The sequence below is a fragment of the Enterococcus aquimarinus genome (assembly GCF_001885765.1).
GTDB lineage: Bacteria > Bacillota > Bacilli > Lactobacillales > Enterococcaceae > Enterococcus_I > Enterococcus_I aquimarinus.
In genome coordinates, this window is record NZ_JXKD01000003.1 from 103,003 (window position 1) to 117,653 (window position 14,651).

Consider the following 14,651-nt stretch of genomic DNA (forward strand, 5'->3'; position numbering starts at 1 on the left):
TTTTTAGTGATTTTTCGCACGCCATTTAATCGTTTGTTTCGTTGGTCGTTTTTCTGACACTCGAATTCCTTTTTGTGTGATGTTAACAATTACATTTTTTTTCGACAAATCATAAAGATGTTCAACGGCATCCACGATTTGTTCTTTTAAATGAAAATCAAATTTCATTTTTAATCACTCCTACTCTCTTTTATTTTACGTTTATTTAAGAGTAGCCTAAAAGACCGAATTTTTCAAATAAAAAAAGAGTAAACGATAAACGTTACTCTTTCGTTAAAATAACTGGGGTAGCTGGATTCGAACCAACGCGTGAGGGAGTCAAAGTCCCTTGCCTTACCGCTTGGCTATACCCCAATGGTGGAGGAGAGTGGATTCGAACCACTGAACCCGAAGGAACGGATTTACAGTCCGTCGCGTTTAGCCACTTCGCTACTCCTCCAAAAGGTTTACTGAAAAACCTGACTCACTTATAATACAAAATTTTTCAGAGTAATGCAAGTCTTTTTTCAAAAATTATTCATGTAAATTCCATTGACGAATAATTGCCTCTACCGCAAGTTCAAATGTCTTATTTGAGCCGATTGCTTCGTCATCCATGAATGCTTGAAAATCCTTCACACCATAAGCTAAAATCTCACCAATTTTCTTTTTCCCAATATAAAGTTCTGTCACTTCATATTCTTGTCCTTGAAGAATTCTTTTTTTCTCTTCCATACGGATTTGTATCTCTTTATTTTTTTTCATATTTTTCACCTCGTTCTCTATCTTAGCATATTTTTGATATTTTACGAGTACTATTTCACATAAAATAGGATCTCATTTGAAACTTTTAACTTAAAAAGCTAGAAACCAATCACTCGGTTTCTAGCTAACAACGTTAAGGATTCGTCACAACAGCACTGATGACGGTAAAGCCCGCATCGCTTAGAATATCTTTGACCAGTTGTGCCTCTTTTGTTTCAATTTGAAGTTCCACAACTGTTTGAGCATTTTGACGATCCACAACAACCGTTAAAATACTCAATTGTTTTTGCGCTAAAACGCGCGTAATATCGGCTAATACTCCAGGATGATCGTTAGCCACTGCTAAGGAAACACGCGTTCCACCCGCATAATAACCCGTAATTTTTAAGAAAGCATCGAAAATATCATTATTAGTAATGATTCCGACTAACTTTCCTTCTTCAATGACTGGTAAAACCCCAACGTTGTTTTGACGCATTTGCGCAATTCCATCTTCTAACAGAGCGTCTGGTCCAATGGTTTCGACTTTTTTAATCATGATCTCTTTTACAGATGTTTTGTTTAACAGATAATTGACTTCGTACACACTTAGACTTGTTGCTTTTGAAGGCAATGCTTCTTGAATCACACCTTCTGTAATTAATCCAATCAACGTCGTCCCTTCCACTACCGGCAAACGATGAATTTTATGTTGCTTCATCAAATCAACCGCATCGAAAATCGGCGTTGTCGGGCTAACCGTAATTAAATTGGTCGACATAAAATCTTTTACACTCATGATTTATCCTCCTAAGTATGCTTTTTTCACAGATTCACTCGTTAATAATTCTTGACCGGTTCCTTCTAACACAATTTTCCCAGTTTCTAAGACATACCCTCGATCTGCGATAGAGAGTGCCATATTCGCATTTTGTTCAATCAATAACACGGTCGTACCTTGCGCCTTGATTTCTTCAATAATCGAAAAAATTTCACGAATAAAAATCGGTGCAAGTCCCATGGACGGTTCATCTAATAAAAGAAGTTTAGGACGTGACATTAATGCTCGACCCATTGCCAGCATTTGTTGTTCGCCGCCAGAAAGAGTGGCAGAATCTTGTTTTTTGCGTTCTTTTAACACCGGAAAACGGCGATAAACCGCCTCATAGTCTTGTTTTAACTCGCTATCATTTCGAAGAAAAGCGCCCATTTCTAAATTTTCTTGAACGGTGAGTCCTGCAAATACATGGCGTCCTTCTGGTACTTGTGACAATCCTTGCATCACGATTTTTTGCGGTGCTTCTTTTTCAATCGCTTTTCCTTCAAAGGTGATTGAACCGCCTGAAGGTCGAACTAAGCCAGAAATCGTTCGTAAAATAGACGTTTTCCCCGCACCATTGGCTCCAATGAGTGAGACGATTTCTCCTTGTTCAACATGAAAGGAAACATCGTGAATGGCTTCAATTAGTCCGTATTTAACGAATAAATTTTCCACTTTTAACATTAGATTTCCCCTCCTAAATAAGCTTCAATCACTCGTGCATTCCCCTTAATTTCATCCGGGGTACCTTCAGCAATGACTTGACCGTATTCTAACACATAAATTCGTTCGCAGACATCCATGACTAGATTCATATCATGTTCGATCAAAATAATCGTAATTCTAAATTCCTTTTGAATTCGGTAAATTAAATCAGTTAACTCGGCTGTTTCTTGTGGATTCATTCCAGCAGCTGGTTCATCCAAAAAGAGAATTTTTGGTTGCGTCGCTAGTGCACGCACAATTTCAAGCCGACGTTGCTCCCCATAAGGTAAATTGCGTGCTAATGTCTCCATTTTATCTTCTAATTGAAAAATAGCTAAGAGTTCAGCCGCCTTTTCTTTTAAATTTTGTTCTGTTTGATAAAATTTTGGCAAACGCAAGATATTCGCTAAAAATGATGCCTTTTCAACCTCGCGCATCGCAATTAAGACATTGTCTAAAACAGTCAAATCTTTAAATAAGCGAATATTTTGAAACGTTCGACCGAGTCCAATTTCGGCAATTTTATAAGGTTTCATTCCATTTAAGCGCGTTGTTTTGCTGCCATCATTAAATAAGACATCACCTGACGTTGGTTCATAAACACCCGTTAATAAGTTAAATAGGGTCGTTTTTCCAGCGCCATTGGGGCCAATTAAACCGACAAGTTCATTTTCATTTAACGTTAAATTGACATGAGAAACCGCAGTTAAGCCACCGAAGTTTTTCGTTAATTTCTCAACGGTTAGTAGAGGCATTCGATTCTCCCCCTTTTTTTCCAAATCGTTGGAAGATTTTTTTGACTGAAAATTCTTTACTACCCAGTAAGCCACCTGGTTTAAAAATCATAATAAGGATAATCGCGAGCGCATAGAAAATCATCCGTAAGTTACCTAAATCTTGCAAATACATATTGAGGAAGCCTAAAACAACTGCAGATACAATTGCTCCAGTTGTACTACCAATGCCACCAAAAACCACAATGATTAAAATATCAATCGACTTCATAAACGTAAAGTCACTTGGGAAAACGGACTGTTGATAACTTGCATAGAGACTTCCACCAATACTAGCAAAAATACCGCCAATCACAAAAGCGAGAACTTTATATTTCGTTGTATTGACCCCCATCGCTTCTGCCGCGATTTCATCTTCTCGAACCGATAACGTCCGTCGCCCAAAACTACTATTCATGTAATTCGAAATAAAGACAATCGTTAAAACCATCACAATAAAGATAATTTGCCAGTTACTAAATAATGGAAGTCCAAAAATCCCGGACGGACCATTTGTCAAACCACTAAAGTTAATAATTAAGATACGAATAATTTCAGAGACTCCTAGTGTGGCAATCGCGAGATAATCACCTTTCAAACGTAAAGTAGGAATCCCTACGACTAATGCAATGACACCGGAGATAATGACTCCTACTAACATACTTAGAAAGAAGCTTAAAAAAGTTGGACTTTTTGCGGTAATAATCGCCGTCGCATAGGCTCCTATTGCCATGAATCCCGCATGACCGAGAGAAAATTGACCCCCAAATCCAATAATTAAATTCAAACTGACCGCTAAAATAATGTTGATACCAATGTTGGCAATAATGGCGTCAGTAAAAATATTTATTTTTCCCGAATTATATAAGAAAAACAATACAAAATAGAAAATGGCTGCGATGGCTGTCCAAGTTATATTATATTTTAGATTTTTTTTCATTTGTGTCCACCTACACTTTCTCTTTCACATTTTTACCTAAAATACCGGCTGGTCGAATAATTAAGATGACAATTAAGACGCCGTATACCAACGCATCTTTGTAATCCGAAAATCCAACCGCTGTGGAAAGTGTCTCGATTAAACCAATCACAAATCCACCTAAGGCAGCCCCTGGAATAATACCAATTCCTCCTAAAACCGCTGCGACAAATGATTTAAGACCGGGAGCGACACCCATCATTGGATCAATCGAATTATAATATAAACCAATTAACATTCCCCCTGCAGCTGCGAGCGCCGAACCTAATGCAAACGTAAAAGAAATCGTCCGGTTAACGTTAATTCCCATCAGTTGAGCAGCATCTGGATCGACACTGACTGCCCGCATCGCTTTCCCCATCTTTGTTCCTTTTACAATTATTTGTAATAATAACATCAAAGAGACGGAAACAAATAAGATTAACAATTGAATATTACTGACACTTATTCCACTAAAGGTATAAAGTTTCCGCTCAATTGCTTGCGGAAAAGGTCTTGTATCTGGAGAGAAAAAGTAAATCATGAGGTTTTGTAGTAAATAAGAAACCCCAATGGCCGTAATTAACGCCGAAATTCGCGTTGCGCCTCGTAAAGGGCGGTAAGCCAGAATTTCGATAATTACACCTAAAGCTGCACTGACAATCATTGAGACAATCATTGCTACAAAGAAGCCCCAACCATTCGGGAATATACCCCAATCATTGAATTGATGAATTAAAAAGTAGCCAATAAAACTACCAATCATATAAATTTCACCATGGGCAAAGTTGATTAATTTAATAATGCCATAAACCATCGTATATCCTAACGCCATTAACGCGTAAATGCTGCCTAGAAATAAGCCGTTAATCAGCTGTTGAATGATTATTTCCATTAGTATCACTTCCGAATCATTAATTTTCTGAAAAAAGCTGTGACAAAACCTAAAGTTGATTTTGCCACAGCTCACATTCCTTTATTTTTAAGGATTAATTACTTCTGCAGAACTTTCTTTCCCATCTGTAAAACCAACTACCACTAATGATTTTTCAGGGTTGTGTTGTGCGTCCATTGTGATATTACCCGTCACACCAACAAAATCTTTCAGGGTCGCTAATCCTTTTGTAATGGAAGCAGAATCTGCTGCATTTTCTTTTTCAATGGCTTGTTTGATCATGAACATCGCATCGTACGCTAATGCATTAAATGTCGAAGGTTCTTTGCCATATTTTTCTTTAAAGGCTGCAATAAATGGTTCAACTGTATCGTTAGACGGTGCAAGTGTTGAAAAGTGTCCAGTATAAAAGACGTTTGAAACATTTTCTGCGCCGGCTAATTGAACCATCTTCTCATCACCAAAGCCATCTGCCCCGATAATTGGTTGCTCAATGCCTAACTCTCGTGCTTGTTTGATGATTAAACCAGCTTCTTCGTAATACCCTGGAATGTAGAGAACATCAAAATCTGCTTTCTTTACTTTTGTTAAGATGGCTTGGAAATCTTTATCTCCTTTAGTAAAGTTTTCTTCTAAGACAATCTCACCTTGATATTCTTCTTTAAAAGCTTTCGTTAATCCTTTGGCATAATCACTTGAATTATCCGCTAGAATAATTGCTTTTTCGGCACCTAATTGTTCTTGTGCGTATTTCGCTAAAATAACCCCTTGGAAACTATCTTGGAAACATGAACGGAATAAAAATTCTTGGACTTGATCGCCATTCATCGTGACACTGTCATCTGTCGCTGAAGGAGAGATTACTGGCACTTGGGCTTTCGTCACATTAGGAATCGTCGCTTTCGTTGCTCCAGAAGTTGCTGGACCAATAATTGCTACTACTTGATCATTTGTTGCTAAGTTTGCAGCTGCAGTCGCCGCTTCACTTGTTTCAGATTTATTATCTTTCGTAATTAGCTCGACTTGTTTCCCTAAAATACCACCTTCGGCATTAATTTTTTCGACCGCTAATTCCACACCTTCTTGTTCTTGTGTACCATAACCGGCAACGGGACCTGATAACTCTAAGTTTAAACCAATTTTAATCGTTTCTCCCGCTTCATTTCCACCTGCGGCACCAGAACCACTTGTTTCATTACCGCCACCCGTTGGTCCTGCACTACATGCTGCCAAAAGGAACAAATTTGCAAATAAAAACACCATTTTTTTTCTCATTTTATTTCCCCCAATTTGTATAACTCGTTGAATATGTTTCTCAATATACCTAAATTTTATCTCTTTGTCAATGAATTTTCTGAATATTTCATCAATTCCCACTTATTTGACTATTTCTTTTCACTTTTTGTCTTACAACCCTTTAATGAAGCGTTACCAACCAAGAACCCCCGTCTAAAAGAACTTTCCCACAACCTCTTCTAATGAGTCATTATCGTCCGTCTGACTTCCTCACAAATTGAAAAATTACTGTGCGTCCAATAGGGATTACATTGAAAGGCTGTGTCTGTAAGAATAATCATTACAATTGGGCAGCTTAAAATCAAAAAGAATCACTCTTCCTTTGCTAACACATAAAAAAACACGAAACAGTCGTCTGTCTCGTGCCTTCTTAATAATGGGAATGTTTTCGATACGTATAGCGTGGCTCTTCTTGATCCACCTGATTTCGCTTTAAACTAAATTTGATTGGTACATAATCAATGCCTCCACGAACAAATGGATGACATCGCAATATTCTAGCAACCCCCATCAGACTCCCCTTCATACTACCATGAACTTTTAATGCATGGATTGTATAAGTAGAGCAAGTTGGGTAATAGCGACAACTTGGTGGGAATAAAGGCGAAATAAAACGTTGATAGCCTCTAACGATTTTTATTAATAAATTTTGCATACTGAACTCCTCACTTTACATAGTAAATATACCTTTCAACCTTAAAAATAACAAGTAAAAAAAACTGAATAAAAGCACGCTTTTATTCAGTCTCTTGCTTAAACTGCTTATTCTAAAATTGTTACTTTCACTTGTCGTCTCCCCCACTGAATACATTGTTCGTAGGTCGAGAAATGGACGTCTACAATATTACCTTTAATCGCTCCACCAGTATCACTAGCGATTGCTTCTCCGTAACCTTCTACATATAAACGTGTTCCTAATGGAATGACATTGGGATCGACAGCGACTGCCATTGGATTCGTTAATAAATTTTGTCCCGTCGCCGTTACGGTTCCTCCACCTAAAGCATCTGCCGGATCTGAACTATAAGCCGTAGACTCCATAATAAACGTTTGTCCCACGGGCTGGGTCGTCGCTGCTTGGGCTACAGCTTCAGCTGCGGCCTGTTCCGCGGCTTCTTTCTCAGCAGCTGCTTGGGCTTCGCGCGCGGCTTGTTCTTTAGCCGCTTTTTCAGCTGCTGCTTTTTCAGCCGCTTCTTTTTCAGCTTTTTCTTTTGCCGCAATTTTAGTCTTAGCGGATTGAACCGCTTCGCCTTCTGTTGCTAACGCTAAAAATGAACTGGAAATATCTTGTACTTCTTTTTCGCTCACTACTACTCTTGTAATCGTTTCTTCATTCTCTTGGTTTTCTGCCGCATAAACTGGCAGCACCGCTCCGACTAACATCATTGTTGCCAACATCGCAACAGGTAGAAAATGTCTCTTCATGAATATATTCCTCCTAATTTCTTACAAACCGTATCTTATCATGTCGCTATGACCCTTAGGTTACGAGTTCGTTAAAGAAAAGAAAGATAGCACGATTTTATACCTCAATTTGTTACAATCGAAACATTAAGCGAATTCAAAGTAATAATTACTGCAACAAAGACTGATATAACAACCTTTTCATTTTTTATATTTTTTATGCTTTAAATTTTTTCATCGCTTAGTGAGAAATATTTAGAAAATAAATCGCAATATACGCTTATTTCCACTAGAAAAAGACGTAATTTTACAAACAGATAACAATTACGACAAAAAAAGAGACCTCTTTTCCATGAAAAGAAATCCCTTTTTAGCTTTATTTCAAAAATCTCGTGATGTTTGCCCAAATGTTTGCATCAAAAACCGCCATGGGTGATCCATCACCAATCACGCCGTAACCAACTATTAAACCACCCAAAAATAATAGGAACGCAATGAAAAAAACGGCTGCGATTTTTAAAATAGTATAAAGAATATAGCGACTCGTTTTCATTTCATCTAGTCCTTTCTTAGGCTTCAACAGGTTGTGGTTCTTTATTCATCACTTCTTGATCAGAAACACGTTCGATATCTGCTCCTAGTGTTGCGAGTTTTTCGTGGAATTTGTAGTAGCCACGATCAAGATATTTTAAGTTACGAACTCGCGTGATGCCTTCTGCTCGTAGGCCAAGGAGAATGAGTGCCGCAGCAGCTCTCAAGTCTGTTGCGTAGACGACAGCCCCTTGTAGCGCCGTACCACCTTCAATCATCGCGATATTGCCTTCAATCTTCACTTTTGCATTCATTCGACGCATTTCTTCAAGATGTTGGAAACGATTTTCAAAGACCGTTTCGTTCACGACATTTAAACCGCTCGCAATCGCTTGGATCGCCGTCATTTGCGCTTGCATATCAGTAGGAAAACCTGGATGAGGTAACGTTTTAATGTCTGTCGGTTTTAATTCATCAGGCCCAATCACTCGAATACCGCCATTTTCTTCAATAATCGAAACACCCATTTCAACTAATTTAGAAATTAATGGTCGATTATGTTCAGAGATCGCTTCTTCAATCAACACATTCCCTTGTGTCATCGCAGCAGCAACCATAAAGGTTCCTGCTTCAATCCGGTCTTGAACAATGCTGTGTCGTGCACCAACGAGTTTTTCTACCCCTTCAATACGCATGGTTTGTGTTCCTGCTCCGTAAATTTTAGCGCCCATTTTATTTAAAAAATTAGCTAAATCAACAATTTCAGGTTCTCTTGCCACGTTATCAATGGTTGTGATGCCTTTTGCTTTAACAGCCGCCATCATAATATTTTGAGTTGCTCCCACACTTGGAAAATCCAAATAAATATTACTTCCGATTAATTCATCAGCAATCGCTTCAATGTATCCCTCATTTTGAATAATCGTTGCACCAAGTGCTTGAAATCCTTTTAAATGTAAGTCAATCGGACGCTTCCCGATAGCACAACCACCTGGCATTGCAACTTTTGCATGACCATTGCGTGCCAACAGCGGGCCCATCACAACAATTGAAGCGCGCATTTCACTCACGTATTCGTAAGGTGCTTCAATAGCTAGTGTAGGTTGTGCGTCAATTGTGACTGTATTTGTTTGTTCATTAAAATCAATTGTTGCATTTAAATGATGAATGACTTGATTCATTGTTAAAACATCCGATAAAACAGGAACATTTGTTAAAATCGATGTTCCTTCTTCGGCTAATAAACTCGCTGCTAAAATCGGTAAAACTGCATTTTTTGCCCCTTCAATTTTAACATTTCCTTCTAGTTTATTACCGCTTCGAACGATAATTTCTTCCATTATAGTATACCCTCCAATAGAACATTACGTGCTTTTTAAAAATCTTTTTAATTATACCACAGTTCATTCCTAGATTGTTTAAATATTCCTTAAAATGGGCATTCCTTCACAATTCAACTAACTACTAGCTTTTGACGAGCAAGGACCATTCACTAATAATTCAGAAATGAAGGAGTTCACTTTAAATCATTATCTTTTACAGTACAATCTTGTTAGAATCCTACCACAAAAAGATTTTTAGACAAAACAATCAGCTCTAAGACAAACGAACTTGCCAAATAGCCAATCCCAATGGAAAGTAACGTCAGTAGCATACGGACTTGGGGAATATGGTCCGCTTTAAAAAAAGCATCTAGCCGTAATGCACCCAGTGACCAAAATGCAAGATAAATAAAAATAAAATGAGTGACGATTCGAATAATCGTATCAATGCCATAAACGTCCATTTTTAACACCTCTCAATCAAAAATTACCTATTTATCATAACATACTTACAACTGTTTGGATATTTCTTCTCTTGACATAAACAATGTGTCTCACTTTCTGCATGATTGCTGGTGACGAGGGTCACACTCGCTCGATACGCTCATATTCATGGAAGTAGCCATCGACACTAATAAATATTATACCTAGAAAAAATCTTGAAAAATGTTGAAAGATTATAAAAATATCAGTCATCAACGCTAAAAGTTATACAACCTAAAAAAACCTCATAGGTCAACGTGCGTAGAAATTGAATAAATCGTATCAACAATTCTCTTGCTCTTTCTTGCAAACCATTTTCAAAAAAAAGCAAAAACGGCTCTTTCGAACTGTTTTTGCTTTTTGCGTTATTGATGTTTCGAAACATTAATACGATTAATCGCTCGATGAAGGGCAACCGTTGCTCGACGTAATTCATCAACATCGGCATGCGACTTCGCTTCACGAATTAATTCTTCTGCCCGATTTTTCGCACGTTCAGCTCGTGAAACATCGATGTCTCTTTCGCGTTCCGCACTATCAGCAATAATAGTGACGATATCATCACGCACTTCAATGACACCACCATTAATGGCAATCCAGTCCACATGATCATCAGAATCAATACGTTTGATCCGGACTTCATCAATCGCTAATGGCGCAATAATCGGGGCGTGTCGTGGTAAAATCCCCAAATCGCCATCAAGTGTTTTCGCCACAACCATGTGGGCGTGATGTTCATAAACCACGCCATTTGGAGTGACAATGTTTACTGTTAAATGTCGAGTCATTAGGCACCTCTTTCTAGTAACCTATTTTTTTCGCTTTTTCAACGACGTCTTCAATTGTTCCTACACTACGGAAGGCATCTTCAGGAATATGATCGTGAATACCTTCTAAAATTTCTTTAAATCCCTTAATCGTTTCAGCAACTGGGACGTAAGAGCCTGGTTGTCCCGTAAATTGTTCTGCAACGTTAAAGTTTTGCGATAAGAAAAATTGGATACGTCTAGCACGCGCTACTAAGATTTTTTCTTGATCGGATAATTCATCCATTCCCAAAATCGCAATAATATCTTGTAACTCGCGATAGCGTTGGAGTGTTCGTTGCACTTCCATTGCAACTTGATAATGCTCTTCTCCGACAATTTCAGGAGCTAAAGCACTCGAAGACGACGCTAGAGGATCCACTGCTGGATAAATTCCTTGTTCCGTTAATTTCCGTTCCAAGTTCGTCGTCGCATCCAAATGGGCAAACGCTGTCGCTGGAGCCGGATCAGTATAGTCATCGGCCGGTACATAAATCGCTTGAATAGATGTAATAGAGCCTTTTTTAGTTGAGGTAATACGCTCTTGAAGTTGCCCCATTTCTGTGGCTAATGTTGGCTGATACCCAACAGCAGACGGCATCCGTCCTAAAAGAGCCGAAACTTCTGAACCTGCTTGAGTAAAGCGGAAAATATTATCAATAAATAGCAAGACATCTTGTCCTTCAACGTCCCGGAAATATTCCGCAATCGTTAGGCCTGTTAAAGCAACACGCATCCGAGCACCCGGTGGCTCATTCATTTGACCAAAAACCATTGCCGTTTTTTCGATTACACCAGATTCTTTCATTTCAAAGTATAAATCATTACCTTCACGCGTGCGTTCTCCAACACCAGTGAAGACGGAGATCCCACCATGCTCTTGCGCGATATTATGAATCAATTCTTGGATTAAGACAGTTTTGCCGACACCAGCGCCACCAAAAAGACCCACTTTTCCGCCTTTTAAATAGGGTGCTAAAAGATCAATTACTTTAATACCTGTTTCTAGTATTTCTGTACTTGCACTTAAATCTTCAAATTTCGGTGCATTTTTATGGATTCCTTCACGCTTAACGGTTTCTGGGAAGGGAGTACCTTGATCAATCACTTCGCCTAAGACATTAAATACTCGTCCAAGCGTTTCTTTGCCCACAGGGACTGATATTGATTGACCGGTATCAAACACTTCCATTCCTCGCTGTAAGCCATCGGTGGATTCCATTGCAATCGTCCGAATCACACCATCACCTAGTTCCAATGCGACTTCAAGCACTACTTTTGTTTTTTCTTCGTTATTTTTATAGACAATTAACGCATTATTAATATCTGGTAAAGTTTGGTCGACGGAGAATCCCACATCAACAACGGGACCTACCACTTGGACAATCTTGCCTGAACTCATTCATTTTCCTCCATTCATTCAAGAAATTATTCGAGCGCAGCTGCGCCACCAACAATTTCTGTAATCTCTTGGGTAATCGCACTTTGGCGTGCACGATTGTACGAGATCGTTAAATCATCAATAATTGTTTTTGCATTATCCGTTGCCATCTTCATTGCTGCCATTCCGGCTGCATGTTCCGCCGTTTTTGCGTCAACAATCGCTCCATAGATTAAACTTTCCGCATATTGTGGTAATAATTGCTTCAAAATTGTTTCTCTGGACGGTTCAAAAATATATTCTTGCTCGTATGAAACGGCCTCATCATGATTAATATCAATAATCGGTAACATTTTTTCAACCCGAAATTGACTAGTTAATGAGTTAACGTGATGATTATAGCAAACATAGAGTTCATCAAAGACTTCATTTTTAAACATTGTCGTTGTGAGTGAGACAATCTTACGAACTTCATCAAAACTTGGTTGATCCGACAAATGTCTTAATTCGTAAGCAACATTCACTCCTCTTGCTTTAAAGAAGTCCGCTCCAGTACCCCCAATTGCTAAAATAACGTACTCTTCTGGCGTGGAATGATCTTCTTCAAATATCGTCATCATTTGTTTTAAAATCGCACTATTATACCCACCAACTAAGCCTCCATCAGAAGTGATCACAATGTAAGCTGTCCGCTTTACCGGTCGATGAGCAAGCATACTTTGATAATTGATTTCCGTATCGTTGTATTCGCCCATTTGATACATCAATTCTTCTGGAAGTGTTGCCGTGATATGAGTGACGAGTTCTCTCACCTTTGAGGCGTAAATTTGAAAATTATTGGAATGTTCTTCTGATCGAGTCAATTTAGAAGCCGATACCATTTGCATCGCACGGGTAATTTGACTTGTTTTTTTCGTTGAAACAATTCGCTGTTTAATTTCATTTAAGGATGCACCCATTAACACTCACCTCTTTTATACATTTTCCAATGCAGCTAATTTTGCTTGTGTGGAACCCGCATTAATACTCGCTGCTAAAAATTGATTGCTACAAGTTTGAATCGCTTCATCTAACAATTCTAAGGACGGTAAATCTTTTGTTGTCCGAATCGTTGTGAGTAACTCTGCATGTTGGCTTTCAATAAAATCAAATAAACTTGTCTCAAATTCTAAAATACGATTGACAGGAATGGTATCTAAAAATCCATGTGTTAGTGCATATAAAATTAAAACTTGTTTTTCAACGGGCAATGGTGCATGTAATTTTTGTTTTAAGATTTCTACTGTTCTACGACCACGATTGAGTTTCGCTTGAGTCGCGGTATCTAAGTCTGAACCAAATTGAGTAAAGGCCTCTAATTCACGATAACTCGCTAAATCTAAACGGAGTGTTCCAGCTACTTTCTTCATCGCTTTAATTTGTGCAGATCCACCTACCCGTGAAACTGAAAGTCCTGCTGCAACCGCTGGACGAACTCCTGAGTAGAATAAATCACTTTCTAAGAAAATTTGACCATCCGTAATCGAAATCACGTTTGTTGGAATATATGCAGAGATATCTCCTGCTTGTGTTTCAACGAATGGTAAAGCCGTCATTGAACCGCCTCCTAAAGCATCACTCAACTTCGCAGCACGTTCTAATAAACGAGAGTGTAAATAAAAGACATCTCCAGGATACGCTTCGCGACCTGGCGGACGACGTAGTAACAATGATAATTCACGATAAGCAACTGCTTGTTTGGATAAATCATCAAAGACAATCAGGACATGTTTCCCATTGTACATAAATTCTTCTCCCATAGCTGTTCCCGCGTAAGGCGCAATGTACAGCAACGGTGCGGGTTGTGACGCACCGGCAGCAACCACAATCGTATAATCTAACGCGCCGTGTTGACGTAAGGTTTCTACTTGTGAACGGACAGTCGAATCTTTTTGACCGATAGCAACATAAATACAAATCATGTCTTGACCTTTTTGATTAATAATCGTATCAATGGCGATAGACGTTTTCCCTGTTTTACGGTCACCGATAATCAATTCCCGTTGTCCACGTCCAATTGGTACTAATGCGTCAATCGCTTTAGAGCCTGTTTGCATTGGTTCTGTCACCGATTGTCGTTGCATCACACCTGGAGCAGCTGCTTCTACTGGTCGAAATTTATCCGTTTTAATCGGGCCTAAACCATCAATTGGTTGACCTAGCGGATTGACAACACGTCCAATGAGGGCCTCACCAACGGGAACATCCATGATTTTCCCCGTTCTCTTCACGTGATCGCCTTCGCGAATGGTTTCAAAATCACCTAAAACAATAATCCCAACATCATTTGATTCTAAGTTTTGAGCCATTCCAAAAGCACCATTTGAAAATTCCAGCAATTCTCCACTCATCGCATTTTCTAAGCCATGTGCACGCGCAATTCCGTCACCCACATATGTCACAGTTCCAATTTCTTCTACTGATAATTTAATGTTATAATTTTTAATTTGTTCCTTAATTAAAGAACTAATCTCTTCTGCTTTAATGGACATTCACTTCACCTCTTCTACCCAGT

At 38.7% G+C, this 14,651-nt stretch carries 17 protein-coding genes and 2 tRNA genes; all 19 read right to left on the reverse strand.

The window, feature by feature from the left end; translation table 11 throughout:
• Positions 1-3: 3 nt before the first annotated feature.
• Positions 4-168, reverse strand: a complete 165-nt coding sequence (locus tag RU93_RS12045) for a hypothetical protein (protein ID WP_169818083.1) — start codon at positions 166-168, stop codon at positions 4-6.
• 114 nt (positions 169-282) lie between these two features.
• Positions 283-354 (reverse strand) — tRNA-Gln (locus RU93_RS03480).
• A 1-nt stretch (position 355) separates the two neighbouring features.
• A tRNA-Tyr gene (locus RU93_RS03485) sits at positions 356-439 on the reverse strand.
• A gap of 74 nt (positions 440-513) precedes the next feature.
• Positions 514-744: a DUF2969 domain-containing protein gene (locus tag RU93_RS03490; RefSeq protein WP_071874220.1), complete on the reverse strand. Its 231-nt coding sequence runs from the start codon at positions 742-744 to the stop codon at positions 514-516.
• 133 nt (positions 745-877) lie between these two features.
• The gene (locus RU93_RS03495) at positions 878-1,522 is read right to left on the reverse strand and encodes a CBS and ACT domain-containing protein (protein ID WP_071874221.1); all 645 of its coding nucleotides are present in this window, start codon (positions 1,520-1,522) and stop codon (positions 878-880) included.
• A gap of 3 nt (positions 1,523-1,525) precedes the next feature.
• Positions 1,526-2,227, reverse strand: coding sequence for an ABC transporter ATP-binding protein (locus tag RU93_RS03500; RefSeq protein WP_071874222.1), 702 nt, complete (start codon positions 2,225-2,227; stop codon positions 1,526-1,528).
• Positions 2,227-3,003, reverse strand: a complete 777-nt coding sequence (locus RU93_RS03505; protein ID WP_071874223.1) for an ABC transporter ATP-binding protein — start codon at positions 3,001-3,003, stop codon at positions 2,227-2,229. Before RU93_RS03505 ends, RU93_RS03500 begins: the two co-directional genes overlap by 1 nt.
• On the reverse strand, positions 2,984-3,961 hold the full coding sequence (locus tag RU93_RS03510) for a branched-chain amino acid ABC transporter permease (protein WP_071874224.1): 978 nt from the start codon (positions 3,959-3,961) through the stop codon (positions 2,984-2,986). Before RU93_RS03510 ends, RU93_RS03505 begins: the two co-directional genes overlap by 20 nt.
• A 10-nt stretch (positions 3,962-3,971) precedes the next feature.
• Positions 3,972-4,874, reverse strand: a complete 903-nt coding sequence (locus RU93_RS03515; protein WP_071874225.1) for a branched-chain amino acid ABC transporter permease — start codon at positions 4,872-4,874, stop codon at positions 3,972-3,974.
• A gap of 87 nt (positions 4,875-4,961) precedes the next feature.
• Positions 4,962-6,149, reverse strand: a complete 1,188-nt coding sequence (locus RU93_RS03520) for an ABC transporter substrate-binding protein (RefSeq protein ID WP_071874226.1) — start codon at positions 6,147-6,149, stop codon at positions 4,962-4,964.
• A gap of 391 nt (positions 6,150-6,540) precedes the next feature.
• Entirely contained in the window at positions 6,541-6,825 is a 285-nt protein-coding gene (gene yidD / locus RU93_RS03525; protein ID WP_071874227.1) for a membrane protein insertion efficiency factor YidD, read from the reverse strand.
• Between the two features lie 107 nt (positions 6,826-6,932).
• Positions 6,933-7,595, reverse strand: coding sequence for a 3D domain-containing protein (locus RU93_RS03530; protein WP_071874228.1), 663 nt, complete (start codon positions 7,593-7,595; stop codon positions 6,933-6,935).
• 355 nt (positions 7,596-7,950) lie between these two features.
• Positions 7,951-8,154 carry a DNA-directed RNA polymerase subunit beta gene (locus tag RU93_RS03535; protein WP_245785364.1) on the reverse strand — a complete coding sequence of 68 codons (204 nt, stop codon included), beginning with the start codon at positions 8,152-8,154 and terminating at the stop codon, positions 7,951-7,953.
• Complete coding sequence (gene murA, locus RU93_RS03540) at positions 8,144-9,445, reverse strand: UDP-N-acetylglucosamine 1-carboxyvinyltransferase (RefSeq protein WP_071874230.1); 1,302 nt, start codon at positions 9,443-9,445, stop codon at positions 8,144-8,146. Before murA ends, RU93_RS03535 begins: the two co-directional genes overlap by 11 nt.
• Positions 9,446-9,657: 212 nt before the next feature.
• Entirely contained in the window at positions 9,658-9,891 is a 234-nt protein-coding gene (locus tag RU93_RS03545) for a DUF1146 family protein (protein ID WP_071874231.1), read from the reverse strand.
• A gap of 384 nt (positions 9,892-10,275) precedes the next feature.
• A complete protein-coding gene (locus RU93_RS03550) occupies positions 10,276-10,698 on the reverse strand; it encodes a F0F1 ATP synthase subunit epsilon (RefSeq protein ID WP_071874232.1) in 423 nt (140 codons plus the stop codon).
• Positions 10,699-10,711: 13 nt separating this feature from the next.
• On the reverse strand, positions 10,712-12,118 hold the full coding sequence (gene atpD / locus RU93_RS03555; RefSeq protein WP_071874233.1) for a F0F1 ATP synthase subunit beta: 1,407 nt from the start codon (positions 12,116-12,118) through the stop codon (positions 10,712-10,714).
• Between the two features lie 26 nt (positions 12,119-12,144).
• Positions 12,145-13,056, reverse strand: a complete 912-nt coding sequence (locus RU93_RS03560; protein ID WP_071874234.1) for a F0F1 ATP synthase subunit gamma — start codon at positions 13,054-13,056, stop codon at positions 12,145-12,147.
• A gap of 15 nt (positions 13,057-13,071) precedes the next feature.
• Complete coding sequence (atpA, locus tag RU93_RS03565) at positions 13,072-14,628, reverse strand: F0F1 ATP synthase subunit alpha (protein WP_071874235.1); 1,557 nt, start codon at positions 14,626-14,628, stop codon at positions 13,072-13,074.
• Positions 14,629-14,651 lie beyond the last annotated feature (23 nt).